This window comes from Mycetocola spongiae, assembly GCF_020424085.1.
GTDB classification, from domain to species: domain Bacteria; phylum Actinomycetota; class Actinomycetes; order Actinomycetales; family Microbacteriaceae; genus Mycetocola; species Mycetocola spongiae.
In genome coordinates this window covers 1,947,094-1,973,727 of sequence record NZ_CP080203.1, presented here as the reverse complement: position 1 = coordinate 1,973,727, position 26,634 = coordinate 1,947,094, and the positions used below count along the sequence as shown (strand labels likewise).

At 67.1% G+C, this 26,634-nt stretch carries 24 protein-coding genes and 2 tRNA genes; 19 read left to right on the top strand and 7 right to left on the bottom strand.

The genetic code is table 11. The annotated features are described in order from the left end of the window. The first annotated feature begins 47 nt into the window (after positions 1–47). The 9 genes from KXZ72_RS08955 to KXZ72_RS08915 all read left to right on the top strand — a co-directional run bounded on the left by KXZ72_RS08955 (position 48) and on the right by KXZ72_RS08915 (position 4,619). Complete coding sequence (locus KXZ72_RS08955; protein WP_226080356.1) at positions 48–497, top strand: Asp23/Gls24 family envelope stress response protein; 450 nt, start codon at positions 48–50, stop codon at positions 495–497. Then, positions 494–682 (top strand): DUF2273 domain-containing protein, encoded by a 189-nt coding sequence (locus KXZ72_RS08950; RefSeq protein ID WP_226080355.1) that lies wholly within the window; start codon positions 494–496, stop codon positions 680–682. The genes KXZ72_RS08955 and KXZ72_RS08950 overlap by 4 nt, the downstream gene beginning before the upstream one ends. After that, positions 679–1,023, top strand: a complete 345-nt coding sequence (locus tag KXZ72_RS08945; protein ID WP_226080353.1) for a hypothetical protein — start codon at positions 679–681, stop codon at positions 1,021–1,023. Before KXZ72_RS08950 ends, KXZ72_RS08945 begins: the two co-directional genes overlap by 4 nt. Next, positions 1,020–1,595, top strand: coding sequence for a hypothetical protein (locus KXZ72_RS08940; RefSeq protein WP_226080351.1), 576 nt, complete (start codon positions 1,020–1,022; stop codon positions 1,593–1,595). Before KXZ72_RS08945 ends, KXZ72_RS08940 begins: the two co-directional genes overlap by 4 nt. Then, the gene (locus KXZ72_RS08935) at positions 1,592–2,200 is read left to right on the top strand and encodes a hypothetical protein (RefSeq protein ID WP_226080349.1); all 609 of its coding nucleotides are present in this window, start codon (positions 1,592–1,594) and stop codon (positions 2,198–2,200) included. The genes KXZ72_RS08940 and KXZ72_RS08935 overlap by 4 nt, the downstream gene beginning before the upstream one ends. A 30-nt stretch (positions 2,201–2,230) precedes the next feature. Next, positions 2,231–2,425: a hypothetical protein gene (locus tag KXZ72_RS08930; RefSeq protein ID WP_226080345.1), complete on the top strand. Its 195-nt coding sequence runs from the start codon at positions 2,231–2,233 to the stop codon at positions 2,423–2,425. A 68-nt stretch (positions 2,426–2,493) separates the two neighbouring features. After that, a tRNA-Ser gene (locus KXZ72_RS08925) sits at positions 2,494–2,578 on the top strand. Between the two features lie 205 nt (positions 2,579–2,783). Next, positions 2,784–3,557 (top strand): SDR family oxidoreductase, encoded by a 774-nt coding sequence (locus KXZ72_RS08920; RefSeq protein ID WP_226080343.1) that lies wholly within the window; start codon positions 2,784–2,786, stop codon positions 3,555–3,557. Between the two features lie 24 nt (positions 3,558–3,581). Then, positions 3,582–4,619 (top strand): L-idonate 5-dehydrogenase, encoded by a 1,038-nt coding sequence (locus KXZ72_RS08915; protein WP_226080341.1) that lies wholly within the window; start codon positions 3,582–3,584, stop codon positions 4,617–4,619. 38 nt (positions 4,620–4,657) lie between these two features. Here the strand turns inward: KXZ72_RS08915 and KXZ72_RS08910 are convergent, their stop codons facing one another. Continuing rightward, positions 4,658–5,506, bottom strand: coding sequence for an NAD(P)-dependent oxidoreductase (locus KXZ72_RS08910; protein WP_264159334.1), 849 nt, complete (start codon positions 5,504–5,506; stop codon positions 4,658–4,660). Positions 5,507–5,682: 176 nt separating this feature from the next. On the opposite strand from KXZ72_RS08910, the gene KXZ72_RS08905 reads away from it, so the two are divergent. The 8 genes from KXZ72_RS08905 (at position 5,683) to KXZ72_RS08870 (ending at position 19,404) form a co-directional block, all read left to right on the top strand. Beyond that, positions 5,683–6,714 carry a D-2-hydroxyacid dehydrogenase gene (locus KXZ72_RS08905; RefSeq protein ID WP_318999866.1) on the top strand — a complete coding sequence of 344 codons (1,032 nt, stop codon included), beginning with the start codon at positions 5,683–5,685 and terminating at the stop codon, positions 6,712–6,714. A 10-nt stretch (positions 6,715–6,724) separates the two neighbouring features. Further along, a complete protein-coding gene (locus tag KXZ72_RS08900; protein ID WP_226080338.1) occupies positions 6,725–7,510 on the top strand; it encodes an IclR family transcriptional regulator in 786 nt (261 codons plus the stop codon). A gap of 146 nt (positions 7,511–7,656) precedes the next feature. Next, positions 7,657–9,066 carry an MFS transporter gene (locus tag KXZ72_RS08895; protein ID WP_226080337.1) on the top strand — a complete coding sequence of 470 codons (1,410 nt, stop codon included), beginning with the start codon at positions 7,657–7,659 and terminating at the stop codon, positions 9,064–9,066. Between the two features lie 23 nt (positions 9,067–9,089). Next, entirely contained in the window at positions 9,090–9,824 is a 735-nt protein-coding gene (locus KXZ72_RS08890) for a fumarylacetoacetate hydrolase family protein (protein ID WP_226080336.1), read from the top strand. Between the two features lie 314 nt (positions 9,825–10,138). Further along, a complete protein-coding gene (locus tag KXZ72_RS08885; RefSeq protein WP_226080335.1) occupies positions 10,139–12,655 on the top strand; it encodes a COG1361 family protein in 2,517 nt (838 codons plus the stop codon). A gap of 19 nt (positions 12,656–12,674) precedes the next feature. After that, a complete protein-coding gene (locus tag KXZ72_RS08880; RefSeq protein ID WP_226080334.1) occupies positions 12,675–17,579 on the top strand; it encodes a DUF5979 domain-containing protein in 4,905 nt (1,634 codons plus the stop codon). Positions 17,580–17,851: 272 nt separating this feature from the next. Then, on the top strand, positions 17,852–19,159 hold the full coding sequence (locus tag KXZ72_RS08875) for an LCP family protein (protein ID WP_226080333.1): 1,308 nt from the start codon (positions 17,852–17,854) through the stop codon (positions 19,157–19,159). A gap of 155 nt (positions 19,160–19,314) precedes the next feature. Continuing rightward, positions 19,315–19,404: transfer RNA gene (locus KXZ72_RS08870), tRNA-Ser, on the top strand. 49 nt (positions 19,405–19,453) lie between these two features. On the opposite strand, the gene KXZ72_RS08865 is transcribed toward KXZ72_RS08870, so the two are convergent. Together KXZ72_RS08865 and KXZ72_RS08860 are read right to left on the bottom strand one after the other, a co-directional pair. Further along, on the bottom strand, positions 19,454–20,593 hold the full coding sequence (locus KXZ72_RS08865; RefSeq protein ID WP_226080332.1) for a DNA glycosylase AlkZ-like family protein: 1,140 nt from the start codon (positions 20,591–20,593) through the stop codon (positions 19,454–19,456). Positions 20,594–20,642: 49 nt separating this feature from the next. Continuing rightward, positions 20,643–21,809, bottom strand: a complete 1,167-nt coding sequence (locus tag KXZ72_RS08860) for a DNA glycosylase AlkZ-like family protein (RefSeq protein WP_226080330.1) — start codon at positions 21,807–21,809, stop codon at positions 20,643–20,645. Between the two features lie 290 nt (positions 21,810–22,099). On the opposite strand from KXZ72_RS08860, the gene KXZ72_RS08855 reads away from it, so the two are divergent. Then, the gene (locus KXZ72_RS08855; protein ID WP_226080328.1) at positions 22,100–22,654 is read left to right on the top strand and encodes an OsmC family protein; all 555 of its coding nucleotides are present in this window, start codon (positions 22,100–22,102) and stop codon (positions 22,652–22,654) included. 87 nt (positions 22,655–22,741) lie between these two features. Here the strand turns inward: KXZ72_RS08855 and KXZ72_RS08850 are convergent, their stop codons facing one another. Continuing rightward, a complete protein-coding gene (locus KXZ72_RS08850; protein ID WP_226080326.1) occupies positions 22,742–23,833 on the bottom strand; it encodes a VIT1/CCC1 transporter family protein in 1,092 nt (363 codons plus the stop codon). Positions 23,834–24,080: 247 nt separating this feature from the next. Then, positions 24,081–24,551, bottom strand: a complete 471-nt coding sequence (locus KXZ72_RS08845) for a MarR family winged helix-turn-helix transcriptional regulator (RefSeq protein WP_226080324.1) — start codon at positions 24,549–24,551, stop codon at positions 24,081–24,083. A 58-nt stretch (positions 24,552–24,609) separates the two neighbouring features. On the opposite strand from KXZ72_RS08845, the gene KXZ72_RS08840 reads away from it, so the two are divergent. Continuing rightward, positions 24,610–24,861, top strand: a complete 252-nt coding sequence (locus KXZ72_RS08840) for a hypothetical protein (RefSeq protein WP_226080322.1) — start codon at positions 24,610–24,612, stop codon at positions 24,859–24,861. On the opposite strand, the gene KXZ72_RS08835 is transcribed toward KXZ72_RS08840, so the two are convergent. Both KXZ72_RS08835 and KXZ72_RS08830 read right to left on the bottom strand, forming a co-directional pair. Then, entirely contained in the window at positions 24,858–25,952 is a 1,095-nt protein-coding gene (locus KXZ72_RS08835; RefSeq protein WP_226080320.1) for a sensor histidine kinase, read from the bottom strand. The genes KXZ72_RS08840 and KXZ72_RS08835 overlap by 4 nt on opposite strands. Next, positions 25,949–26,614, bottom strand: a complete 666-nt coding sequence (locus tag KXZ72_RS08830) for a response regulator transcription factor (RefSeq protein WP_226083491.1) — start codon at positions 26,612–26,614, stop codon at positions 25,949–25,951. The genes KXZ72_RS08835 and KXZ72_RS08830 overlap by 4 nt, the downstream gene beginning before the upstream one ends. Positions 26,615–26,634 lie beyond the last annotated feature (20 nt).

Sequence of the window (26,634 nt, the reverse complement as noted above, 5' to 3'; positions counted from 1 at the left end):
ATGACAACAGTTGTAATCTCGGCAACCGCGATAAAGGAGCATTGATTATGGCAAACGCACAGAACCCCATCACTCCCGCCACCCTCGCCGCCGCGACCGCCGGCCCCGTCACCGGAAATACCGTGATCGAGGACGGCGTGATCGCCAAGGTTGTGGGAATTGCCGTGCGCGAGGTTAACGGCGTTTATGGCCTCGGCGGCGGAGTGGCCCGCGTGATCGGTGCCGTGCGCGATGCGGTGGGCAATACGGACCTCTCCCAGGGTGTCTCGGTAGAGGTGGGCGAGACCGAGGTGGCCGTGGACGTCTCCCTCGTCGCTGCCTATCCCGTGCCGCTGCAAAAGATCGCCGATGAGGTGCGTCATGCCGCCGCGAAGGCCATCACCGACCTGGTGGGCATGAGCGTGGCCGAGGTCAACGTCACCGTCTCCGATGTCCACATCCCGAGCGATGACGACCAGGCCGAGCCCGCCGAGCCCGCGGAAGCGCGCGTCCGGTGAACCACACGCTGATCGGGATGGCCGTCGGGGCGGTGCTCGCCCTCACCTGGATTGCCTTTGGTTTTTGGGCGTTCCTCTTCGTCGCGGTGGCCATCACGCTCGGCGCCGGCGTGGGGCGGGTACTCGAGGGGAAGCTCTCGCTCGCCGGCCTCGCCGACGTCCTGCGGGGGCGAAAGTCATCATGACCGATACCGCCCCGATCCCCGGGAGAACACATATCACCGCCCGCGCCCTGGGCGCGGTGGCGACGGGAGTGGCCGCCTCGGTGCTGGGGGTTCCCGCCGGACGGGTCCGGACGGAGATCGGCGATATCAACGGCGCCCTGGCCCTGAGCGTCACCGCCCCGCTACGCACCGGATCGCTGCGGGCCTCCGCGAGGACGCCGCCGGTCACCCTGCTGGAGCGCGCCGAGAGCGCGCGCGAGGAGATCGCCGAACGCGTGGCCGCGCTGGCCGCACGCCGCGTGGGCCGCGTGGACCTGAGCTTTAACGCCGCCGAGATTCGAGAACCGGGGAGGGTGCAATGAGTACCTCGTATTATCGCCACACGCTGCGCCGCGAACTGCACTCCCCGCGTAGCACGGCCGCGATTCTTGTCCTGATCGTGGCGATCCTGCTGGTGGCCTGGATCGCCGTGGAGACGGTCCTGCGGCTGCTGGGCTCCCCGGCCCTGCTGATCGAACCCTCCGCACTCGCCGAAGCGATCGTGGAGACCCCCAAAAATCCGGCCACCGCGCTGATTGCCGGCGGTGCGCTCGCCGCGCTGCTTGGCCTATGGCTCCTGGCCCTGGCCCTGGGGCCGGGCCGCCGCGGACGGCGCAGCCGAAACTCGCGGCGGGCCGCCGTGATCGTGGACGACGGCGTCCTGGCCTCCGCGCTCGCCGAGGTGGCAGCGCGCGAGGCTCATCTGCCGCCGGGACAGGTGCGGGCCAGTGTGGGGCGCCGGGACGTTTTTTTGCGGGTCATACCGACCACGGGGGTTCCCGTGGACACCCCGGCCTTGACCCGAGCCGTCGCGGATGCCGTGGCCGAATACGATCTGAACCCCACGCTGGGCGTGCGCGTCCACGTGGCACCCCGAGGAACGGTGGGAACATGAATCGCACACCGCGGGCATTGAACCGCCTGATTCTCTTTTTTTCCGGCCTGGTGCTGCTGATCGGCGGGGTGGGCGCGATCCTCGTGGCCACCGTTCCGGCGCTGGCCGAGGCCTGGGCCGCGGGCGCCGGTGCCGCGCACGAGGCCACCATCGGGCTCTGGGCAGCCACACCGATCATGGGGACACAGCACTCCTGGATGTGGGCCGCGGTTATTGCCGCGAGTGTGCTCCTCATCGCGATTGCCGTGCTGGTGATCTCGCGCGAGGGCCGCGGCCGCACCGGTCGCCTCTTGCGGCGCGAACCGGGTGGAACGCCCGGTTCGATCGAGCTGGGGGTGGGCGTGGCCGAGGATCTCCTCAGGGAATCGATGTCCGGGGTGCCGGGTGTGGTGGCCATGCAGGTGGGCGGCTTTGAGCGCGGCGGCGAAACCGCGATTAAGGTCTCAATCTCGGCACGACGGGGGACATCTCCGGCCGCGCTGGTTAGACTCCTGGAACACCGGATTGACGCGTGGGATAGCGCGCTTGGCGAGCAGATCCCGATCGTCATAGAAATAACCGGCGGCCTGCGCACGCGGGTAAGCCACCCCCGTCGGGCGCACTAACCCGCCCGCGGGCCTCTCGAAAGGAACGACATGAAACTCAAAACCATCCTGATCATTGGCCTCGCCGGAGTGGCCGGTTATGTGCTTGGCTCCCGTGCCGGTCGCGCCCCCTATGAGGAGCTTGCCGAGGGAGCTAAGAAGGCCTGGAATAGCCCGGAGGTAAAAAAGGCGGTGCGCGAGGCCAAGCGTGATCTGAAGCGCGCCGGCCGGAAGATCACCCGCTAGCCCGCGGCCACACCCGCCCGGCCGCGTCCGCTAGACTTAACCCGAGTATCCGCCACGCGGATATTCACGGAGGGTTGTCCGAGCGGCCGATGGAGCTGGTCTTGAAAACCAGTGGGCAGCAATGTCTCGTGGGTTCGAATCCCACACCCTCTGCCCCTGCCCCCGGTACACATCGATGCATGTGTTCCGGGGGCCTTTCTTTTTGGGGCGCGTTTTACCGGTCGCCCCGGGCTCTTCCACCCGGGGGAGCGCATCCACGCCCGCGCCCCGGGGCGCGCCCGCGCCGAGGTCCTGCTATTCTGAAATAAATCGGACGTATTTACTGCGGCCGGGGCACACCGCCGAGAAAGGCCATCCAATGACGCAGAACCTCTTTGATCTCACCGGGCGCCTCGCGCTGGTGACCGGCTCCAGCCGCGGCATCGGCCGCACGATCGCCCGCGGGCTCGCCGAGGCCGGGGCCAGCCTCGTCCTGCACGGCCGCGATCCCGAGCGCCTGGCCGAGACGGCCGCGGAGTTCACCGCCGAGTTTGGTGCCGAACGCATCCACCACATCGCCTTCGATATCACCGATGAGGCCGCCGTGGCCGCCGGAATCAAGACGATCGAATCCACGATGGGGCCGATCGAGGTCCTGGTGAATAACGCCGGCGTGCAGCACCGCGTGCCGCTCGTGGAGCTCGCCGTGGAGGACTGGGATCGCGTGCTGCGCACCAACCTCACCAGCGCCTTCCTGGTGGGCCGCGAGGTGGCCCGCGGGATGATCACGCGCGGCTCCGGCAAGATCATCAATATCGCCTCGGTGCAGACCGACCTGGCCCGCCCCACCATCTCCGCCTATACCGCGAGCAAGGGCGGAATCCGCAACCTCACCCGCGCGATGACCGCCGAGTGGGCCGGGCATAATATCCAGATCAACGCGCTCGCCCCGGGCTATATCCACACCGAGATGACCCAGAAGCTCGTGGACGATGAGGCCTTTAACTCCTGGATCCTCGGCCGCACGCCGGCCGCGCGCTGGGGCAGCACCGAGGACCTCGCCGGTCCCGCCGTATGGCTGGCCTCGGCCGGTTCCAATTTTGTCAACGGTCAGGTCATCTTCATTGATGGCGGCATGACCGTGGTTGTTTAGTTTCTGATCCGAGCGAGGAAAATTATGAGCACAGTAAATATCGCCGTCATCGCCCACGCCAAGGATGACCTGCGCGTCGAGGAGATCGCCGAGCCCACGCCCGCCGTGAACGAGGCCGTTATCAACATCGCCTATGGCGGAATCTGCGGATCCGATCTGCACTATTGGACCCACGGCGCCGCGGGCGAATCCGTGCTGATCGACCCGCTGGTGCTTGGGCACGAGGTTGTGGGAACCGTCGCGATCGCGGCGGCCGATGGCACGGGACCGGCCGCGGGCACCCGCGTGGCCGTGCACCCGAATACCCCGCACCCCGTGCCGGGCGTGCGCTATCCCGAGGAGCGCCCCAACCTCGCCCCCGCCTCGACCTATCTGGGCAGCGCCGCGCGCCACCCGCATACCGAGGGGGCCTTTGCCCGCCGCGTGGCCCTGCCCGCGGCAATGCTGCGCGCGCTTCCCGCCGGGCTCTCGCTGCGCGAGGCCGCCCTCGCCGAGCCCGCCGCGGTGGCCTGGCATGCGGTCTCCCGCGCCGGGGACGTGGCCGGAAAAACCGCCCTGGTGATCGGTACCGGCCCGATCGGGGCGCTCGCGATCGCCGTGCTGAAGCGCGCGGGCGTGAGCTCGATCACCGCCGTGGACATGCACGAGAAGCCGCTGGAAATCGCGCGTGCGCTCGGGGCCGAGCACACGCTGAAGGCCACCGATACCGACGCCATCGCCGCGGTCCAGGCCGATATCGTGATCGAATCCTCGGGTAATTATCGCGGGCTGGCCTCGGCCGTGCGCGGCGCCACCCGCGGCGGAACCGTGGTCATGGTGGGCCTGCTGCCCTCGGGGGAGCAGCCCGCGCTGATCAGCCTGGCGATCACCCGCGAGCTCACGCTGATCGGCTCGTTCCGCTTTAACGACGAGATCGACGAGGTGATTGCCGCCCTCGCCGATGGTTCGCTTGAGGTGGGCCCCGTGGTCACCCACGAGTTTGGGGTGGAGCGGGCGGCCGAGGCCTTTGCCGTGGCGCTGGATTCCGCGACCAGCGGCAAGGTGCTGCTGAGCTTCGAATAACGATAATTGGGCCCCGGGATATCCCGGGGCCCTTTTTCTTAGTGCTCGCGCACGAAGCGGTGCACCACCGCAAGATCCTCGGGGCCGAGCCCGGCGGCGACCAGATCGTCAAATACCGTGCGCACGGTGTCCAGCTGCGGCGTGCGGGTGGCGGTGCGCGCTGCCTCCGCGGCCGCGGCGGTGAGGTCCTTCACCATAAACGCGGCCACCCCGGTGGGGGTGTAATCGCGCCGGATCAGCCGGTCCTGCTTGGTTTCCAGCACGCGCGATCCGGCATAGCCGGCCTGCAGCAGCGGCAGCAGCACCGCGAGGTCGATGCCCGAGCGCTCGGCGATCACGGCCGCCTCGGAGATCGCGGTCATCGTGGCCGCCACGATCATCTGGTTGCAGGCCTTGGCCACCTGTCCCGAGCCGAGCGGCCCGAGGTGCACGGGGGTGCCCATCGTGGCCAGCACCGGGGTCACCCGGGCCACGGTCGGGGCATCGCCGCCCACCATGATCGAGAGGGTTCCGGCCTCGGCGCCCTCGGTGCCGCCGGAGACGGGGGCATCCACAACGCGCAGCAGCCCCGCGGTATCGGCGTCGAGCCGTTCGGCCAGCGCGCGCACCCCATCGGGTGAGACCGAGGAGGACACCACGAGCACCGTGGGCCGTTCGATCCCGGCGAGCAGGCCCTCGGGGCCCGCGAGAACCTCGGTGATCTGCGGAAGATCGGGCAGCATCAGGATGATGGCCTCGCTCGCGGATGCGAGTTCGCGCAGCGATCCGGCGGCCCGGGCCCCCGCGGTAACCAGCGGGGCCAGCCGTTCGGGGGAGCGGGCGTGCACCGTGACCGGGACGCCCTCGGGGCGGTGGGCAAGAAGGTTCAGCGTCATGGGGGCACCCATTGAGCCCACCCCCACAACTCCGACGGAGGATACGGCCTCTGCGGGCCAGCACTGGCGAGTCATGGGGCCACTATAGCGAACATTGTTCAACCCGCTGTATGGACCGCTAGGATGGTGTCACCGTTTCCGTGCCCCGAAAGGACAATGACGTGACCCAGGACCAGAAAACGCTAAGGGTGGTTATTGCGACCCCCCTCCCCGAGGACCTCGCCGCGATGATCGTGGAGGCCGAGCCCCGCATCGAGCTGATCCGCGAGCCCGACCTGCTTCCCCCGATGCGTTTTGCCGCCGATTTTGCCGGGGATCCCGCATTCTCACGCACCCCCGAGCAGCAGGCGCGCTTCGAGGCACTGCTGGATTCCGCCGAGGTGCTCTACGGCATTCCCGATGTGGACCCCGCGGCGCTCGCGCGCACCGTCTCCGCCAACCCCGGGCTCGCCTGGGTCCAGATCATGGCGGCCGGTGGCGGCGGCCAGGTTAAGGCCGCCGGGCTCTCCGATGCCGAGCTGGACCGCGTGGCATTCACCACCTCGGCCGGCGTGCACGGCGGGCCGCTCGCGGAGTTCGCGGTATTTGGCGTATTTGCCGGCGCAAAGACCCTGCCGCGCCTGAACGCGCAGCAGGCCGAGCACCGCTGGAGCGACCGCTGGGAGATGGGCCAGGTCTCCGAGCAGGAGATTCTGGTGATCGGCCTCGGCGGCATCGGCGCCGAGGTGGCCCGCAAGCTCTCCGCGCTGGGTGCCCGCGTGATCGGCACGAGCCGCCGCGCCGTGGAGGTGGAGGGTGTGGATGAGCTGATCCACCCCGATAATATTTCCTCCGTGATCGGGCGCGTGGATGCCATCGTGGTCACCCTGCCCGGCACCGCCGAGACCGAGAAGATGCTCGGGGCCGAGCTGCTGGCCGAGGTGAAGCCCGGCGTGACCGTGGTCAACGTGGGCCGCGGCACCGTGATCGACGAGGAGGCGCTCGCCGCCGCCCTGACCGATGGGCGCGTGGGCTTTGCCGCCCTGGACGTTTTTGCCGCCGAGCCGCTCTCGCCCGAGAGCGTGCTGTGGGACATGCCCAATGTTTTGGTGAGCCCGCATACCGCCGCACTAAACTCCGCCGAGGAGCGGCGCATCGCGGAGCTCTTTGCGCGAAACGCCACCGCCTTCCTGGATGGCGAGCGGATGCGCAATATCGTGAACACCGTTCAGTTCTACTAGGAGGTCCGTCATGGGCAACGAATCCGGCGCCGAGCGCAGCAATGCACCGGCGGTCACCCGCTCCATCGCGATCCTGAATCTGCTGGCCGAGGCCCGCGGGGCGGAGATCGGGTTGAGCGAATTGGCGCGCACGCTCGGAATCGCAAAGTCCTCCACCTCCAATCTGTGTGTCGCGCTGGAGGAGGGTGGGCTCATCCAGCGCGGCGAGCAGGGCTATCGCCTCGGGCGACGCACCGTGGAGCTGGGTGGCGCCTATCTGGCCAGCTTTGATCAGGTGCGCGAGTTTTATCGTGTGTGCTCGGAATCGGCGGAGCTGAGCGGGGAGCTTGTGCAGATCGCGATGCTCGATGGCACCGATGTGCTCTATCTGGCCCGGCACGAGGGGCGCGCCCCGCTGCGCCTGACCGCGGGCATCGGGGATCGTTTCCCCGCGTCGCTCACGGCCGTGGGGAACGCGCTGCTGGCGCGGCTGGATGACGAGGAGATCCGGCGTCGTTTTGCCGATCCGGCCACGCGCCCGCGCGTCACGGAGGCCTCGGTCACGTCCCTGGACGGGCTCCTGGAAAAGGTGCGGGCCACCCGGGAGCGGGGCCATAGCGTGGACGAGGGGGAGATGTTCCCGAGCGTGATCGGCGCGGCCGTGGTGATCCCGCCGCGTAATATCGGCGATCAGCCGCTGGCCCTCGGTGTGTCGATGATGCTGCCGGTGGCCACCGAGAAGCATCGCACCCGCGTGATCGCGCAGTTAAAGACCGCGGCGGATGCCCTGTCGAACCCACTCCTGGTCGGCGCATAGCGACATTCAGTTCAGCAGGTTGTACTTCGTTCAGCATGTTGGTACGCTGACGGAACGGGCAAGGATGCCCGGTGAGGTCGATCCTCAGGTCAACGACGACAAAAATCGCGATGACCGCGGGACCAGATTCCGAAAGGTACAACCCAGTGAGTCAGAGCACAACCGAGCACCCCGAGCGGGGCTCCAATGATCCGGAGTACGCGGCAAACCTGCGCCGTGCGACTCTCGCCTCCAGCGTCGGCAGCGCGCTGGAATATTATGACTTCGCCCTCTACGGGCTCGCCTCGGCGCTGATCTTCGGTCAGCTCTTTTTCCCCGCGCTGGGTGCCGGGGCGGCCGTGGCCGCCGGATTTGCCACCTATGCGGTGGGCTTCTTCGCCCGCCCCTTCGGCGGAATCGTCTTTGGTCTGCTCGGCGATAAGCTCGGCCGCAAGTGGGTCCTGATGGCCACGATCGCCCTGATGGGTGGCGCGAGCACGCTGATCGGCGTGCTGCCCACCGGCGAGCAGATCGGCATCTGGGCCCCCATCCTCCTCGTGTTCCTGCGCATCCTGCAGGGCCTCGGCGCGGGCGCCGAGCAGGCCGGAGCCACCACGCTCATGGCCGAGTACGCCCCCGTGCGTCGCCGCGGATTCTTCTCCGCCCTCCCCTTCGTGGGCATCATGGTGGGAACCGTGCTGGCCTCCGTGGTGTTTTATCTGCTGGGCCTCGTGGACGAGCAGATCGTGCACGACTGGCTGTGGCGCGTACCGTTCCTCGCCTCGATCCTGCTGATCGCGGTGGCCGTATTCATCCGCTTCCGCCTCGCCGAGAGCCCCACCTTCGTGAAGCTCGAGAAGCAGGAGCAGGAGACGCACAGCCCGCTGAAGGAGATGTTCAGCACCTCGTTCCCGAGCGTGCTGCGCGGAATCGGCCTGCGGATGGCGGAAAACGGTGGTTCGGCCATCTACCAGACGCTCGCCGTGAGCTATATCACCGTGGTGGTGGGCGCCGAGCGCTGGACCGGTCCGCTCGCGATCGCCCTGGGTGCCGTGATCGGTGTGGCCATCATCCCGCTGGCCGGCGCGCTGAGTGACCGCTACGGCCGCATGCCCGTCTACCGGGTGGGTGCCATCGTGCAGCTGGTGCTCGCGATCCCCGCGTGGTGGTTGCTCTCGAGCGGCAATATGGCGCTGATTGTGCCCGTGCTTGCGCTGAGCTATACCCTGAGTGTGAACATCATGCTGGGTGCCCAGTGCGCCACGCTCCCGGAACTCTTTGGTAACCGTCACCGCTATGTTGGGGTGGCCGTATCCCGCGAGTTCTCCGCGGTGCTGGCCGGCGGTATCGCACCGTTTATCGGTGCGCTGCTGCTGTCCGCCTCGGGTGACTCGTGGTGGCCGCTGGCCATCTATGTGATGGTCCTCGCCTCGATCTCGCTCTGGGCCACGTTTATGACCCCGGAGACCCGGGGCCGCGATCTGAACCTGGTCAACGACGCGATGCAGGATAGCGCCGAGGACATCGCCCGTCGCCCCTCCGCAACGGTCTCCCGCAGCGCCCACTCCTCCCACTAATACAGAAAACGGATATCCCCCGCATGCGTTTAGCCCGAATCTCCACCACCGATGGTCCGCGCGAGGTAGTCCAGCGCGGCGAAAACTGGCACGGCATTGCCGATATCTTTGCCCGCCCGCCGGTGGAGACGGGGGAGAGCTGGCCGGTGGTCGGCAGCGAGCTGCTGGCCCCGGTCGAGCCCCGGGTGATCCTCGGGATGGCCCATAACGGGGCTCCGGGCGACCGCGAGCTGCCGCCGCAGGCGTTCATGAAATCGGCGCGCACGGCGGTGGGCCCGGGCGATGCGATCATCCTGCGCGCGGGCACCGGCGTTGTGGTGGGCGAGGGCGAGCTGGCCGTGGTGATCGGTGCGCGCTGCCGCGATGCGCGCGCCGAGGATGTCCCGGGCCTGATCCTGGGCTATACGATCGGCAATGACGTGACCGCCGTGGACCAGGTCCCGCTGGACGAGAAGATGACGCAGTCTAAAAATGGCGATGGCTTCACCCCGCTCGGCCCGTGGATCGAAACCGATCTGGACCCCGCGGATGTGACTATCGCGGTGAGTGTGAACGGCGAGCCCCGGGTCGAGAGCACCACGGCACGCCTGGCCTATAACGTCGTGGAGCAGGTGGTCTACCTGAGCTCCTGGCTCGAGCTGGGCCCGGGGGATATTATCCTGACCGGCTCTCCGCAGACGGCCACCCCGATCCTGCCCGGCGACGTGGTGGAAATTGAGCTGACGGGGCTCGGCGTCCTCGCCAATCCGGTGCACTAAGACCCTCAATCAGTTGCGGCCGTTCTCCCCCCTGGAGAACGGCCGTTTTCTGTTGACGGGCACCTCCCTCAAACGGGGGTATTCCGCGCAATTCCGCGCAAGAACTGCGCAAAAACCTGCCCCCAGTTAGGGGGAAATAGGCCCATTTTGGTCAATCGGAGCCCGCCGAGATGGCATCGTAGAAACGATGCTCTGGATGGGAATCCTTGCATCGCGTTGCCATGATCCCGGTATGCCTACCCTCATACCCACCCAGGGAAAATGACGGCGCCCCTTCCCACACTGTGACCCGAACTCAGTACGGAGATTTTTTCATGCTCGGCAAAAAGAGCCGCTATTTGGCGCGCCATAAATCAGCTACACCCTCCCCCCGAACCTCGCCGTGGACCCGCGGTATCGCGGTTATTGCCACCGCCGTCAGCGCCCTGCTGGTGGCCGGTTCGCTGACCGCCGCCCCGGCCCTCGCGGCCCCGCAGGCCATTAACGCGGGACTCACGATCGCCAAGGTCGTGAATAACTCCAAGGCCGTGGACGTCAAGCCGGGTGGGGAGTTCACCTATAAGGTGACGATCGGCTGTGACGAGCAGGACTGCATCAACGCGTCCTTTACCGACGCACTGCCCGCCGAGCTGGCCGGCTTCGATTTTGTGGGTATCTCCAACCCGCCCGGAGTGAACGTCACGTTCACTCCCGAGGGCAAAAAGGTGGGAGCCAACTCCGTACTGCACGGTGTATTCACCAATAAGCTTCCCGGCACGACCAATGTGGGTCTGCCCGTGGATAAGTCCATCGACATCACCCTGACGCTGCGGGCCCCCGCGGATCTGCCCGCGAGCTGGGCCTCCAACGGTGTCCCGATCGTGAACACCGCCACGGTGAGTGCCGATAACGCCGCCACCGAGACGGATACCGCCTCGGTCACGGTGAAGGTTGATAAAAAGACCGGCGTGAACACCACCAAGAACTGGGAGCCCAAGAGCCAGCAGTTTAAGCCGGGCGATACCTCCACCATCACGCTGGGCGTGGGCAATACCGGAAATATCAACGCCACCGAGCTGGATATTCAGGACCCCAAATCGGCCGTGGAGGGTGCCACCGCACTCGGCGCCGATAACCCCTTCTCGATCGTGAACTTCACCGGCTTCGGCCCGGTGACCCTCGCCGAGGGGGCCACCCGCGTGGCCGTGGACGCCTATGTGTATAACAAGACCACCCTGAAATGGGAGTGGATCACGGGCGAGCCCACCGATGCCGCGGGAATCACGCTTCCCGCCTCGGTGAGCAATGAAGATGTTGGCGGACTTCGGATCCGTCAGCTCGGAACGGACGACTCGATCGTTTATGGCGGCAAGGCGGGTTCCTTCCCCCTGACCGTTGAGCAGCGTTCCACCAAGCGTGGCGGAAGCCCGGAGCAGGGCCTGGCTTCGGGTGCCAAGGTCACAAATATCGCCGAGGGTACGGCGACCTATCCGGAGCTTCCGCCCGTTAGCACCACCGCCACGGCCGATTTTGCCGTGGGAGCACTCACCGTCGCCGTCACCGCGACCAAGACCATCGAGCCCAAGGAGATCCCCGCCGGAGGCCGTGCCTCCGCCGAGATCACCGCAAAGAACACGTCGAACGGCCCGGTCAACTCGATCACGCTGAGTGACCGCGATTATTTCAGCGATACCCTGACCTTCGGCGGCTTCGCCGCGGCCGGTCTGGCCTATCCCGCCGGTGCCACCGCCGGATCCATCACCTGGGTACTCGCCACCGGCGAGACCCAGACCGTGAGCTTCGGCTCCGGGGAGAGCCCCGTGGCCCCCGCCGGAATCACCGGTTTTGATATCACCTATACCGGTTCCATCCCGCAGGACACCATCGCCTCGGTCGATTTTGTGATCGCGCCGACCTTCGACCACGTGGAGAAGGGTAAGGCCGTCGAGAAGACGAAAAATACCCTCAACACCTCCGCGACCAACGCCGTTGGCACCGCCACGGCCACGGATACCAAGCCCCTCGACATCTACTTCCCCAGCATCGACATGACGCTGAAGAAGAACATCCGCCCCGGCGGAGCCGTTGAGCCCGGCGGACTTGTGGTCGCCCAGCTGCAGGGAACCACCTCGACCGAGTCGAAGTATGTGAACCCGACCAGCATTGTCGTCACCGATGAGTGGGATCCCAAGGACCCCGCCACCAATTTCTGGGACGCCTTTAACCCCGTATCGATCGCCTCGACCCAGGTGATTGCCGGCTCGACCCTCCTGGTGGAGTACAAGGTAGACGGCAAGTGGATCGTTCTTGACTCGCTCACCGCGGTGGGCAAGGCCGAGTTCTTCCGCGCCGATCTGCCCACGGGTGTGGACATCACCGGCCTGCGCTATACCTTCACCAATGAGGCGGGCTTCGCTCAGGGCACCACGGTGAGCCCCAACGCCACCTTCGAGGCGCGCGAGAAGCTGCGCTCGGATGACACCAAGCTGACCGCCGTTCCCGCCGCGAAGCCCCAGCCCACCGAGTATAAGAACCACGCCACGGCCCAGGCCGCGGCTAAGGGGCCGACCCCCGAGTCCTCCGTGACGAGCGATGTGAAGGAGGCCGTGGCCCCCGCGAAGATCCAGATCACCGAGTATCCGGGCGGCACGGGTCCGCGCCCGCTCGCCTCGAAGGACTGGTATGACGCCAATAACGGCAAGAAGCTCGGCGATCTGAACTCGCAGTCGGGCGATCGCGCCGTGACCCGCCTCGGCTGGGGTGTCACCAATACCGGCTTTGACAAGATCGTGATCTCCGACCCCAACGGCAAGGAGTCCACCCCCCAAGGACACCGTCTTCCAGGCATTTGACCTGATCGCCGTCCAGCCCGTGAGCTATAACAGCGATCCCCTCCTGTACTGGGATACCGTCAGCGCGGTGGAGCTGTATAACTCCGACCTCGGCGCCTGGGTGACCGTTACGGCCCCCGCGACCGGCTGGATGAATAACACGGGCTTCAGCGGTCACACGCTGACCGCCGAGGAGCGCGCCAGCACCACCGGAATGCGCCTCACCGTGGTACCCAATACCACGGCCCGCACCGCCGCCGCCGATAACGCGATGGCCCCGCCCGTGAACTCGGGTATCGCCACCAGCACCAGCGGTTCGGTGCGCACCATCCCGCTGCTGTGGGAGCTGCGTAATACCCTGCGCGTACCCTCGGGAGACTCCAAGTGGGTCGAGGCGGAGACCGCCCTCAACGCCGATAAGGGTGCCGTGGAAAACACGGTCCTGGTGACCGGTACCCGCGGAGATAAGACCTCGTCCAATACGGACAAGGACACGATCTCGCTGACCAATTCGACCCCCGCCGTGAAGGTGTCCAAGGTCGCCGATAAGAAGACCAACGTGCTTCCGAACCTCACGGACGCCACGCCCGCCGATTTCCCCGTCGTGACCTATACGATGAAGGCCGCCAATACGGCCGGATCCTCGGCCTCCTATCTGCGCCTGACCGATCCGTGCGCCGTGGCCTCGAAGTGCGCGACCGGTCCCACCGAGTGGAACGCCAACGTCTTTGCCGGTGCGACCTATGACGAGAACAACCCGTTTGAGCGCATGACGCTCACCGGAATCACGTTCCCGGACGCTTCCCAGATGGCCGACCGCGACGCCTCCCAGGTGCTGCTGTGGGACCGCGCCGAGGATGGCACGCTGTCCACCCGCGCCCCGCTGAGCATCAACGCCGCCGAGGCCCTGACCCCCGCACAGCTCACCACCGTGGTGGGTGCGAGCGTCCTGTTCCAGGGCACCGACCCCGCGCGCGATGGTGGAAAGCTTAAGGCAGGTAACCTCGCGACGGATACGGTTGCCGAATCCAATGTGCTGGGAATGACCCTGGTCACCCAGGTGCGCGCCTATGAGCGCACGAGTGGCGCGGTTGTCACCCCGGACTCGGTGAATAAATCCAATATCAATAACGTGGTTCATTCCCAGAGCTATGACCCCGTCCTGGCCCCGGAGAACACCCCCACGAGTGTTGAGAACGAGAGCGTAAAGGTTGTCTCCGGTGAGCTGAAGATCGCCACCACCAAGACCATCTCGCCCTCGAGCCTGACCGAGGTGCAGCGTCATACGCCGCTGACCCTGACCCTGGCCGCGAACGATAATAACTCGACCGTGTCCACGGGCAAGGTTGTTGTGGAGGACAGCACCGAGGAGTTCTGGAATACCTATCGCCTGACCGGATTTAACCCGGCCCAGGTCACCCTGCCGGCCGGCGCCGACCGGGTGCAGGTGGACCTGCGCACCGGAACCGCTAAGGATGCCACCTGGCATAACGGAACCGCCGCGGCCGCCGCGGCACTGCCCGCGGGCGTCGAGCTGGACGCCGTCACCGGTATCCGCTTCACGTTCACGAAGCTCAACGCCGTGGCGTTCTCGCGGACGACCCCGCCCGCATCCTGGAATACCAATATCGTGCTGCCCCTGGCCCTGCGTGATGTCACGCTCGCCGGCGAGGAGATCGTATTTGCCGGAAGCATCGATAACGTCATCACGGCCGAGACCAGCCGCAACGATAACCCGCTGATCTACCCGTCGAAGGACGCCAAGAACGAGGCGTCGATCTCGCTGGGACTCGGCACCCACTCGCTGGACGTGAGCAAGGCCCCGGCCCAGCAGACCGTTCAGGTGGACGCCGATAACCTGTGGACGCTGACCTTCACCAATAGCCGCAATAGCTACCTCAACATCACCGAGCTCGTGGACATCATGCCCGCGACCCTGAAGTGGGACGAGGAGGAGCCCACCTTCAGCACCTCGGAGGGTGGAACCCTCTCGACCGATGTCGTCACCCGCCTGGACCGCGAGACCAATACCCTCCACTTCACGTGGCCCGAGGGTGCAAACCGGATGGCTCCGGGGGAGAAGTTCACGGTCACGATGAACATGCCGCTGCAGCCCGGGCTGGAGCCCAATGGCAAGGCGATCAACCAGATGGTTGTGACCACCGCGCAGCAGCTGGATTCCTGCACCAATACCTCGGTCCCGACCGAGGGCAAGATCCCCAACCTGCCGGGTAACCAGTGTGGAACCACCAACTACGTGCAGCAGAGCACGGGTGGACTCTTCCAGCTCTATAAGACCGTCAAGGGTGAGCTGCGCGAGAACGCCGAGGATAAGCTCGTCTCCGGTGCGACCAATAAGATCCCCGGTCGCGATTGTGTTGCCGACGCCGATGGGTTCTTCGGACCCGAGTGTGCCGCCAATACCGTGGTGGGTGGCACGGACGCCTGGCGTCTGCGCATCGCCAATACCGGTGACCAGGCCATCTCCTCGGCCACCATCGTGGACGTCCTGCCCGCGACCGGTGACCGTACCCTCGTGGCCGGTACCTCGCGCGAGTCCACCTTCCGCCCCCTCTTTGATGGTGCGCACGGTGTGCAGCTGCTCGGCAACCTCGCCGGAGCCAAGATGACCTGGCAGGTCACCACGGGCACCAGCGTGTGCACCGGCCCGAACTCGGGCAGCACGTGGCGCGCAAACCCCACCTGTGAGGCAAGCACCTGGATCGACTCGGATAAGTTCAACCTGGCCGAGGAGTCCGATTCCATCACCGCGATCCGCGTGAAGTATGACTTCAGCGGAATGACCGGTGGCGGCCTCGCGCCCAATGCCTCGGCAAGCGTGGACTTCCAGACGATCAACGTGCCCCGCTCGGATGCGTTTAGCGATGGTGCCCCCGTGGTTGCCCCCGTCGACGGTGTGGTGGCCTGGAACCAGGCCGGTGCGCTTGCGAACTTCGTGAATAACGAGTCTCTGACCCGTGCACCCAAGGTTGTTGGTGTGCGCATCCAGACCGGCGCGCTGGCGATCGCCAAGCAGATGGTCGGTGAGGCCGCGGAGCTTTACGCCCCGGGCTTTGCCGGAGCGGCCGTGCAGTGTCGTGTACCCAGTGGCCTGCTGGCCGAGGACGGTACCCCCGCCTTTGCCAAGCTCACCATGCCGGGTAACGGAAGCTACGGACTGAATACCGAGAACGAGTTTGCACGCACCATCACGGGTCTGCCCCTGGGCGCCCTGTGTGACGTAACCGAGGCCGGAGAGCGTGGACTCTACGGAGAAACCCGCCGTGGTGGCGGTGCGCAGAACGTGATCATCGTGAATAACGAGGTCACCGACCTGGCCCCGATCGTGCTCGAGAACACCTATGACTTCAGCAACCTGAAGATCGTCAAGCAGGTGGACTCGCTCGCCCAGGGCGTGAACTTCGGTACGTTCTCCTTCTCGCTGCAGTGCACCGCCGCCGTGAGCGGAGTGCCCGTGCTGTGGGACGGCGAGGATCGCCTCGACTTCACCCTGCTGGACGGCGAGGAGAAGATCGTTGATCGGATCCCGGCCGGCGCCTCCTGTGAGCTGACCGAGACCGATAACTCCCTGGCCAATGAGACCCGCATGGTTGTTAACGGTGTGGACGTTCATGCTCCGCGGCTGCTGGCCGCGGAGGAGGAGGGTTCCGAGGAGCCCGAGACCGCCGCTCCCGTGAGTGCCACGTTCACCGTGAACCCGCTGGACGAGGACTCCAAGAACGACGCCGCCAATACCGCGGTTGTGCACAACGTTTATGCCACCGGAACGCTCTCGGTCTTCAAGAACGTGGCCGGTAGCGGAGCCGATGTCTTTGGTAACGGCCCCTTCACCGCCGCGATCACCTGCACCTATGGTGACCAGGAGCTCTACGCAAATGGCTCCTTCGCGATCACCGGTGGCGAGTCCACCCTGGTCACCTCCGAGCAGGAGCCCGAGGGTGTGCAGTTCCCCTATGGCACCGTCTGTGGCGTGACCGAGGTCAAGACCGGTGGGGCTAACCACACCGAGAACCCCGATGCGATCACCATCGGCGAGGCCGCCTCGACCGTGGACATCACCAACTACTTCGAGGTTGGCTCGCTGGAGCTGATCAAGGAGCGCACCGGAAGCGGCGTGGAGAAGTTCGGAAACGACGACTATACGGCCGCCGTGACCTGCACCTGGCAGCGCGATGGTGAGACCATGACCGTGGCCCTGCCGAACTCCGGAGTTGTGGTGCTGAGCGCCTCGCAGGACTACCGCGCCACGATCGAGGGAATCCTCGTGGGTGCCGAGTGTGCGGTCACCGAGACCGACGCCGGACTGGCCGTGGCCACCGCGTATAGCCCCGAGGACGGAATCGTCACGATCCTGGACCCGGAGACCGAGCAGGAGCCCGCACAGGTGATCATCACCAATACGTTCCTGACCGGTTCGCTGGAGATCACCAAGACCGTGGCGAGCCCGATGGCCTCGCTCGGTGAGCCCGTGAACTACACCATCCTGGTGCGCAATACGGGTGAGATCGAGGCGAAGAACGTGCCCGTCACCGATACGCTGCCCGCGGGTGCCACCCTGGTATCCGCCCCGGGTGCCACCGCGGCCAACGGAGTCCTGACCTGGACGATTGACGCGCTGGAGCCCGGCGCCGAGAAGTCCTTCTCCGTCACGGTGACCTATGCCGCCGCCGGTGAGATGGTCAACTGTGCCTCGCTCACCACCCCGGTGGGACCGTGGGATAAGACCACGGTGAAGAACCCCGGCACGGACCCCGAGAGCTCCTGCGCCACGGTGCAGATCCTCCCGCTGCCCGCGCTCGCGGGTGGACTGCCCAGCACGGGTGGAACGTTCCTGCAGCTGGGTGGGCTCGCGCTCGCGCTGATGCTGGCCGGTCTTCTGATCGCACGCCGCAACCGTCGTGAGGAGCTGGGCAGCAACGCCTAGTCGCTAGCGACCAACGGTGCGCGGCGGGTGGGGCCGGGAAGCAATTGCTTCCCGGCCCCACCCGCCTTTTAAATGCGCGCCGCGGTGGGACGGTGCCGCCTGGACCGGCAACACCCCCGAAAACCGCTGTCAGGAAATCCACGGGAAATGCTGACATGCTGTTCTTCCCTCCTCTGCCTAGGGCGCGATACCCCGTGTCGGCCCGTCCCGGCGGCCCGGCGAAGATCGCACCCGGGCGGGGGTTCCCCATGTTCTCCGAAGAAAGGAGCAGTGTGAGTCCCGCTCATCAACGCTCTCAGCAGTCCGCGGCCGTGCCCGGCGCCCGCCACGGACGCCTCCGGAAGTCCTCCCCGTGGCTCACGGGCATTAAGGCCACCGCGGCCGCCCTGGCCGTGGTCATGGTCAGCGGTGCGGGTGTGGCCGCCTATGCGGCCTGGGATATCGTGAATACCGCGAAGCCCTCCGTGACCCTGTCCAATACCGCCGAGGTCCCGCCGATCGATGAGATCAAGGGCGGCGTGAATCTACTGCTCGTGGGCAGCGATAGCCGGCAGGGCCAGGACCCCTCCTTTGGTGACCCCACCAAGGAAACGGGCGTGCTGAACGACGTCACGATGCTGCTGCATATCTCCGAGGACCACAGCGCCGCCTCGGTCGTGAGCTTCCCGCGGGACATGTTTGTGGATGTGCCCGAGTGTGTGGGGCCGGACGGGCAGAAATATCCCGCGATGCGTTCCGCGAAGATCAACTCCACGCTGGCCCGCGGCGGCCTGGCCTGCACGGTGTCCACCGTGGAAAAGCTCACCAACCTCTCCATCCCCTTTGCCGCCGAGGTGCAGTTTAACGGCGTGATTGAGCTCTCCAATGCCGTGGGTGGCGTGGAGGTCTGTGTGGCACAGGAGATCTCCGACCGCTATACCGGCACGTTCCTGGAGCCCGGAATGCATAACCTGCAGGGCCTGGACGCGCTGCAGTTCCTGCGCACCCGGCACGGTGTGGGCGATGGCTCCGATCTGGGCCGGATCAGCAATCAGCAGGTATTCCTCTCGGCGCTGGTGCGCGAGCTCAAGGACTCCGCCACGCTCTCCGATCCCACCAAACTCTTCTCGATCGCCAAGGCGGCCGTGAGCAATATGACGCTGTCCAGCAACCTGAATAACATCAATACGATGGTGCAGATCGCGCTGGCGCTGAAGGCGATTCCGCTGGAGCAGGTTGTTTTTGTGCAGTATCCCAATGCCCTGGGCAGCTCGGGTGGGCAGAGTGGTGTGCTCCCGCTGAAGGGCCCGGCCGATGAGCTCTTCGCCGCGATCAGCGGGGATAAGCCCATCTCGCTCTCGGGCGATACCGGGCTCGGCTCGGTAAAGGAGGACCCGGCCACCCCGGGCGCCCCGACCGAGAGCGCCACGCAGGCCCCGGCCACGCAGGCGCCGGCCACGCAGGCTCCGGCCACGCCGGACGCCGGCACCGGCACGCTGGCCCCGACCGACGGCGGCGCCGTGGTGCTCCCGCCGAGCGTGCAGGGCCAGACCGCGGGCGAGTTTACCTGCTCCGCGGGTAACGCCAAGCCCAAGCGCTAGGCCGCGTCGGCGCGCGGGTCCCGGCATCCCCGGGGCCCGCGCGCCGTGCTTTCCGGGCGAATCCGCCACGCGAGAGAAAAGAAACTCCCGCCAGGATTCGGAACCTCGGCCCGGTTCGGATATGCTTATGCCGTACCTCTCCTCGGAGAACGTACGGAGACGTCGCATAGTGGCCTAGTGCACCACCCTGCTAAGGTGGAGTCCCTGAATGGGGACCGCGGGTTCAAATCCCGCCGTCTCCGCCACCACAGGATAAAAGGGCCCCGGATTCCGGGGCCCTTTTGCGTGCCCGGGCTAGGCCGCGGGGGAGGCCGGGCCGCGGGCCGGGGCCACCCGGAGCTGGCGCGCCAGCGTGCGGGAGGCGCGATCCACGCCCGCGGCAAAGCTGCGCGCGGGAATGCCCGCCTCCGGGAACTCGCCGCGCAGCAGCAGCTCACCCCCGGTGCGCTGGGCGTCCACGCGGCCCACAAAACGACCGCCGTGCAGCACGCCCAGTACGTAGTGTCCGTAGACGCGGGTCTCGGCGGGCTTATAGGCCTCAAAAAGATAGTCAAAACTAAAAACTCGGCGCGCGCGATCGCGGTCGCGCAGCAGCGAATCAAACGGGCCGATCAGGCGGCTCGGGAGCGCCGCGGCGGGGGCCGCGAGGCGCTCGGCGGCCGCGGGGGATACCCAGGCCGGATCGGCCCAGCCGGCTACCCGCACCGGGACCGCGGCGGAGAGCTCCAGCGCGCGCACCGCCTCCACCCGGGACAGGCCGTAGTGGCGGGCCAGATCGCGCGCGGTGGCGATGCCAAGGGAGGCGATCCCCAGCCCGCCGAGGGACGCAAGCGTGGCCTCGGGGGAGAGCTCCGCGTGCAGCAGCTCCGCCGGAATGCGGCGCTCGGGCAGATCAAAGACCCGCTGCCCCTCGATCCGGTGGGTGACCACCAGCGCGCCCGTGCGCACCAGAAACTCCGCGACCCATTTGCGTCGCGACCACTCCCAGCCCGCGGTGCGCCGGCCCTCGTGCTCCAGCACGCCGATCGTGACGCCCGCGGGATGCTCCGCCACGAGCGCCAGAATCTCGGCGGCCTCCGCCGCCTCGGGGGCATTGGGGCGCGCGGCCAGGCGGGCTCGGATGGGGGCAAAGAGGGGCCAGTGCGCGAGCGGATATACGCAGGCCACGCCGTTGAGCAGCTCAAAGGTGACGGCGGGGCCCGGCCACAGCGCGGAATCCACCGTGTGGATACCGGCGGAGGAGGGCAGGCGGCTGAGCAGGGTGAGGCGATGGGCGCGGTCTACCCGGCGCAGGGGATCAAGCTGGAGCACCCCGAGGCGGTGAAAAACCTCCGCGGCCCCCGCGCGCTCGCCCGGCGCAAACTGCGCCTCGAGCGCGAGGGAGCGAGCCCGCTCCGCGGTAATTTCCGGGCCCGGCCCCTGGGTGCTGATCACGATCCCAGGCTAGCGGATGCCCCGGACAGCGCCGGGCCCGATTGCCCGGCTAGTCCTCGCCGCGCACGGGCGTGAGCTCCATCTGCTCGGCGAGGGTCTCGAGGGCGTCCCCCACCGCCTCATGGAAGATGATCGGGCACTGATTGGGTTCCACAAACTCGCGCGCGATCCGCAGCTTCTTTCCCTCGCGGCGGGCATCCACCCGGCCGAGGAATTCCGAACCCAGCAGCACCCCCAACACATAATGTCCGTATACGCGCTTGGCCGCGGGCTTATAGGCCTCAAATGTATAGTCAAAATCGAAGAGCCGGCGGGCGCGCTCGCGATCGCGGATGAGCGGGTCAAACGGGCCGATGAACCGCGGTTCGGCCGCGATCTCCGGGCAGATCAGCGGGCCATCGCCCGGCGCGCAGGAGCCCCCGGCGAGCAGCGGGCAGGCCTCCGCCGGAACCCAGGAGGTTTCGTCCCAGCCGTCCACGGTGACCGGAATGGAGGTACCCAGCGCCAGGCCCGCGCGGGCGTGGGGGAGCGCGAGGTTATAAAAATGGGCCACATCGCCCAGCGTGGCGATCCCGAGTGAGCGCACCGCACGATCGGTCAGGCCCGCAACCGTATCCTCGTACTCGAGGCGGGTCTCGGCGATCTCGCGGGGGATGCGGCGCTCGGGAATATCGTAGATGCGGCGGTTCAGGCGGCGATCGGTGGTGACCAGATCGCCGCGCCACACCAGGTGTTCGGCCGCGCGCTTGCCCTCGATACAATCGCCCGCGCAGCTCTTGGCTGCGGACTCCTCGATCCGGCGCAGCGTCACGCCGTGGTTACTCTCGGCCACAAAATCACGCACGCTACGCAGCGTCGCGAGCGCGGGGGAATCGCGGCGCTTGGTGGCCAGCGAGCGGAAGAGATGGAAGAGGGGCCAGTCCTCGATCGGGATGAGCACCGCGGCGTGTGTATAGGTTTCAAAGGAGAGCGCCTCGGCGCGCGACCACAGCGCGCCGTCGATATCTGCCGCGCGGGCCTCGCGCGGAAGCCGCGCCAGCACGGTGAGCCTGTGTGCGCGATCCACACGGGCCAGGGCGTCCAGCTGAATGAGGCCCAGGGTGCGCAGAACCTGCAGCGGGTCTGCGCCGGCGCCGGGGACCCCCTGCGCGGTAACGGCCAGGGTGCGGGCCTCCTCGAGGTTCAGATCCAGTGCGGCTACCGGGGGTTTATGCATGGTGGACAAGTGTTTCTCCGTTCGGGTTGATTCCGGCGGCCCGCAGAGGGGGCCACCGGCGTAGGCGCGGATGCGTTTTTGCGCGCGAAGGAGACACTGTGAAGATCCCCCTTCGTGGCTCGGCGCGGATGTCATGCGCGTTACGCCGCCCAAAAGTTATCCCCCGAACCTGTTTTTTAAACCCCAGGCGGTTGCGAGATTGCTGTGTTTCCGGAAGGGTTTTTCGGGGCGTATTACCTTGCGTGACGCGCATGCTGGCGGGCAAGGCGCGGAAAAACTATCGTCGTTGCATGACCTCTCTCAGCGCACCCACCCTCTCCGCGGCCGATGTGGCCGCCGCCCGCTCCGAGCGCCTCGGAACCGCCGGTGCCGCCTGGCATGAGCGCATCGCCGCGAATCCCGCCGCGGCCACCATCCACCCCTCCGCGAGCGGCGTGGCCGAGGGTGGCGTGGCCACCCGCGTGCGCGCCGGCGGTCACGAGTTCATCGTGGACGAGCCCGCCGGGCTCGGCGGCGAAAACACCGGCGCGAACCCCGTGGAATACGCCCTCGGTGCGCTGATCGGTTGCCACGTTGTGGTCTATCGCCTCTATGCCGAGGCCCTGGGCATCGTGATCAACAGCATCACCGCCGAGGCCGATGGCGATCTTGATGTCCGCAAGCTCTTTGGCATCGACGAGACCCTGCGCCCCGGCTTCTCCGATATCCGCATTAACGTCACCATCACCGGCCCCGAGAGCGCCGAGCGCTATGCCGAGCTGAAGGCCGCCGTGGATGCCCACTGCCCCGTGCTGGATCTCTTCCAGAACCCCACGCCCGTGGCCACCACCCTCATCACCGCCTAGGGATTTCCTCCGGGGGGAGGTAAACAAAGGGGCCCGGGTGCCGCGCGTTCAAAAGACGCGCGGCACCCGGGCCCCCGGCGTTAGGGGTTAGAGAGCGCCGGTATCAAAGAGCAGACCCAGGGCATAGGTGATGCCCGCGGCCCCAAATCCGATTGCGAGCTGGCGCAGGGCGCGCTTGAGCGGGGAGGCCCCACTCAGCACACCCACAACCGCCCCGGTGCCCAGCAGCGCGGCACCCACCAGGCCCGCGGCCATCAGCACGGCCCCGATGCCGCCCATCCCAAATAGATACGGCAGCACCGGGATGATCGCGCCCGAGGCAAAAAAACAGAAGCTGGAGATCGCCGCGCCCCACGCGGTGCCCAGCGATTCGTGCTCGGGCTCGGGGGCGCGCTCGGCGGCCTCGCGGATCTCCTCGTGGGCGCACTCCAGATCGGTCAGCGTCTCGAGGGCGTGCTCATTGGCCTCCTCCTCGCTCATGCCGCGTGCGCGATAGACCAGCGCCAGCTCATTGGCGTTAACGTCGAGGTGGGGAAGCGCGGTATTGGCCTCGGGGTTGGGGGTCGAGGCATCCAGCAGCTCCCGCTGCGAACGCATCGACACGTATTCTCCCGCGCCCATCGAGAGGGCCCCGGCCAGCAGGCCCGCGACGCCCGCGGCGAGGACCACGCCGTTGCCCACGCCGGTCGCGGCCATACCAAGCACCAGGGCCAGGTTGGAGACGAGGCCGTCATTGGCGCCAAATACGGCGGCGCGGAACGACCCTGAGAGCTGGATGCGGCTGCGCGCGGCGAGCCCACGCACCACCTCCTCGTGGATGCGCTCATCGGCGGCCATCGCATCGGTCGCGTCGGCATCCTGGCTATAGGGGGAGCGGGCCTCGGTGCGCTGCATCAGGGCCAGCACAAATACCGGACCGAAGTGGCGGGCCAGGAAGCAGCGAAAGCGCGTGCGGAAGGCCACGGGGCGCGGCCTGCCCACGCGCTCGCCGAGGAGATCCACCCAGTGCTGTTCGTGGCGGCGCTCGGCCTCGACCAGGCCCAGCAGGATCTCGCGCTCCTCGCCCTCGCGGCGTTCGGCGAGGTCGCCATACACGGCGGCCTCGGCGCGCTCATCGGCCAGATAGCGGCGCCAGCGGCGGACCTCGGCGGAGGTGGGGGTTTTGATGGTTTCGGTCACGATGTGGCTCCTGTACTCGGGCCGGAACCTGACTCATCGCAACGAGGGGACCGGCCACGGGGTCAATAATGTGGCCGAAGGTCTCGCTCGCCCTGCAGCGGGGCGGGGTGGGCTGCCGGGCTTGCGCCAGTATGTCGACAGACCGCCTATTCGGAAAACCTGGGTTTTCCGAGGGTGGGAGCTACTCCCCTTCGATCTGTCCAGTGTAGCGTATTACGCTCTGATCAGGGATTCGGTGTACCGAAGTTTAGCCGACGGGCGTGCTCAGGGGGTGGCTGGCCGGATCGGCGGCGCGGATTACATCGTGCAGGGTCTCGCGCAGATGGGTCAGCTCGGGCAGGCTCATGCCCAGCTCGGCGATGATGCGCGGGGGGATTCTCTCGGCGCTCGCGCGCAGTTCGCGGCCGGCCTCGGTGAGCTCGATATCCAGGACCCGCTCATCGCGGGCGCTGCGGGTGCGGGTGATCAGGCCGGCGGATTCCAGACGCTTCAGGAGCGGCGAGAGGGTGGGGGGCTCCAGCGCGAGCGCGCTGCCCAGCTCCTTTACCGAGCGTGGGCTGGTCTCCCAGAGCGCCAGCATGACCAGATACTGCGGATGGGTGAGCCCAAGCGGTTCGAGGATGGGGCGGTAGAGGGCGAGGACGCTGCGCGAGGCCACGGCGAGGGCAAAACACACCTGGTTTTCCAGGGTGAGCAGGTCTGCTTCTTCGTTGCTCATGCGGTCCTCCCGTGATGATTTCTCCCAGTCTAACGAATATACGTATACACTAATAGTTATGGCACGAACTAAAGGTGAACCCGGTGGCATTAAAGCCGCGGGCGGCTTCACAAACTGGCTGAACGGAAAACTCCGACCCTATATTGGGCCGCCGCCGCTCGGGCCGTTTAACGAGGAACCGCTCCCTCCCACGGCACAGGCACCGTGCCCGATCTGCGGCAACGTGATGTCCGAGCACATCGTGGACCGCAGCGGGGAGCGCACGCAGCTGCACTGCCCCAAAAAGACCCCGGCGGCCCCCGCGGCCTAGCCGCTGATCGCCGGAAAGACCACGCGCATCCGCAGGCCCCCGGCCTCCCCGGGGGTCGCGGTAACCTCCGCGCCGTGCGCCGCGGCAATCTGGCGCACCAGCGCGAGCCCGAGGCCGTGCCCGCGCGGTGCACCCGCGGTCGCGGCCAGCCGGCCCCCACCGCGCATAAACGGTTCAAAAAAGGCGTGGATCCGCTCCGGGTCCAGTACCGCCCCGCCGCTGTCCACCGTGAGGATCGCGCCCCCGGGCGCATTCTCCACCCCGAGCATCACCGCGCCCTCGCCGTGCCGCAGCGCGTTCTCCAGCAGGTTCTGGGTGAGCTGGCGCAGCAGATCGGCATCGCCGCTCACCGGCGCGGGCCCCATCGCGAGGCGCAGCTCGCGGCCAGAGAGCCGGGCCTCGCCCGCGACGGTGGACGCCGCCTCCTCCGCGATGGCCGCAAGATCCAGCCGTAGCGGAACCAGCCGGGCCGAACCAATCTCGGAGAGGGCAAGCAGCGCCGTGACGATGCGCGAGCCGCGCTCGTTCACCTCCAGCAGCCGCGCGGTCAGCACGTCATAGTCCTGATGCGCGGGATCGGCCCGCGCCACCTCCAGCATCGTGCGCGAGATCGCGAGCGGCGTGCGCAGCTCATGCGAGGCGTTTGCCGAGAACCGGCGCTGCGCCTCAAATGAGGCCTGCAGGCGGTCCAACATATGGTCAAACGTATCCGAGAGATCGGTGAACTCATCGCGCGGCCCGGTCAGCGCGATCCGATGCCCCAGCGAACCCTCCGCCGCGCGCCGCGCGGCATCGTTAATATTTTGCAGCGGGCGCAGCACGCGGCCCGAGATGAACCACCCCGCGCCGAGCCCAATCACCGCGAGCAAAACCATCGCGAGCACCGAGGCGTTCAGCAGCGCCGACATGATCTCCCCGCGCGAGGCCGCCGCCATCTCCGGGAACTGCGCGGAGGACAGCGGATAATCGGGGATGAACCGCATCACCACAAAGATCACCGCGAGGGCCACGGCCCCCGCGATCATCACAAATAGCGCATAGCTCAGCGTGAGCCGGGCCCGGGCGCTGATCCGCGGGCGCGGCCGGCTCATGCGCCGCGCCCCAGGCGATACCCCACGCCCGAGACCGTCTCGATGGGGTCGGGGGCACCCAGGCGTTTGCGCAGCGTGGAGATCGTGATGCGGATCGCGCTGGTGAACGGATCGGCGTTCTCATCCCAGGCGCGCTCCAGGAGTTCCTCGGCGCTGATCACGCCGCCCCCGGCGGCCATCAGCACCTCCAGCACCGAAAACTGTTTCCGGGTGAGGTGCACAAAGCGGCCCTCGCGATAGACCTCGCGCCGAAACGGGTCCAGCCGGATCCCCGCTGCCTCCAGCACCGGCGGGGTACCGCGCGCGGGGCGGCGGGCGAGGGAGCGCAGGCGCACGATCAGCTCGCGCAGCTCAAAGGGCTTGGTGAGATAGTCATCCGCGCCCAGCTCAAAGCCCTCGACCTTATCGTCAAGATCCTCCGCGGCCGTGAGCATCAGCACGCGCGGCCCCGCGCCCGCCGCCACGATCGCGCGACAGACATCATCGCCGTGGGTGCCGGGGATATCGCGATCCAGCACCACCACGTCATAGTCATAAACCGCAAGACGTTCCAGGGCGGCATCGCCATCGCCCACGATATCCGCGGCGATTGCCTCGAGCCGCAGCCCGGCCTGGAGGGCCTCGGCCAGATAGACCTCGTCCTCGACCACGAGTACCCGCATCACAGAGCCGCCTTCCGCCC

What these genes read in the sequence shown, in the direction of transcription:
- KXZ72_RS08840 (WP_226080322.1), top strand. Translation starts at nt 24,610, where the DNA reads ATGGCACGAACTAAAGGTGAACCCGGTGGCATTAAAGCCGCGGGCGGC.
- KXZ72_RS08830 (WP_226083491.1), bottom strand. Translation starts at nt 26,614, where the DNA reads ATGCGGGTACTCGTGGTCGAGGACGAGGTCTATCTGGCCGAGGCCCTC.
- KXZ72_RS08860 (WP_226080330.1), bottom strand. Translation starts at nt 21,809, where the DNA reads ATGCATAAACCCCCGGTAGCCGCACTGGATCTGAACCTCGAGGAGGCC.
- KXZ72_RS08885 (WP_226080335.1), top strand. Translation starts at nt 10,139, where the DNA reads ATGCTCGGCAAAAAGAGCCGCTATTTGGCGCGCCATAAATCAGCTACA.
- KXZ72_RS08955 (WP_226080356.1), top strand. Translation starts at nt 48, where the DNA reads ATGGCAAACGCACAGAACCCCATCACTCCCGCCACCCTCGCCGCCGCG.
- KXZ72_RS08920 (WP_226080343.1), top strand. Translation starts at nt 2,784, where the DNA reads ATGACGCAGAACCTCTTTGATCTCACCGGGCGCCTCGCGCTGGTGACC.
- KXZ72_RS08855 (WP_226080328.1), top strand. Translation starts at nt 22,100, where the DNA reads ATGACCTCTCTCAGCGCACCCACCCTCTCCGCGGCCGATGTGGCCGCC.
- KXZ72_RS08935 (WP_226080349.1), top strand. Translation starts at nt 1,592, where the DNA reads ATGAATCGCACACCGCGGGCATTGAACCGCCTGATTCTCTTTTTTTCC.
- KXZ72_RS08930 (WP_226080345.1), top strand. Translation starts at nt 2,231, where the DNA reads ATGAAACTCAAAACCATCCTGATCATTGGCCTCGCCGGAGTGGCCGGT.
- KXZ72_RS08940 (WP_226080351.1), top strand. Translation starts at nt 1,020, where the DNA reads ATGAGTACCTCGTATTATCGCCACACGCTGCGCCGCGAACTGCACTCC.
- KXZ72_RS08900 (WP_226080338.1), top strand. Translation starts at nt 6,725, where the DNA reads ATGGGCAACGAATCCGGCGCCGAGCGCAGCAATGCACCGGCGGTCACC.
- KXZ72_RS08890 (WP_226080336.1), top strand. Translation starts at nt 9,090, where the DNA reads ATGCGTTTAGCCCGAATCTCCACCACCGATGGTCCGCGCGAGGTAGTC.
- KXZ72_RS08915 (WP_226080341.1), top strand. Translation starts at nt 3,582, where the DNA reads ATGAGCACAGTAAATATCGCCGTCATCGCCCACGCCAAGGATGACCTG.
- KXZ72_RS08835 (WP_226080320.1), bottom strand. Translation starts at nt 25,952, where the DNA reads ATGAGCCGGCCGCGCCCGCGGATCAGCGCCCGGGCCCGGCTCACGCTG.
- KXZ72_RS08945 (WP_226080353.1), top strand. Translation starts at nt 679, where the DNA reads ATGACCGATACCGCCCCGATCCCCGGGAGAACACATATCACCGCCCGC.
- KXZ72_RS08910 (WP_264159334.1), bottom strand. Translation starts at nt 5,506, where the DNA reads ATGGGTGCCCCCATGACGCTGAACCTTCTTGCCCACCGCCCCGAGGGC.
- KXZ72_RS08845 (WP_226080324.1), bottom strand. Translation starts at nt 24,551, where the DNA reads ATGAGCAACGAAGAAGCAGACCTGCTCACCCTGGAAAACCAGGTGTGT.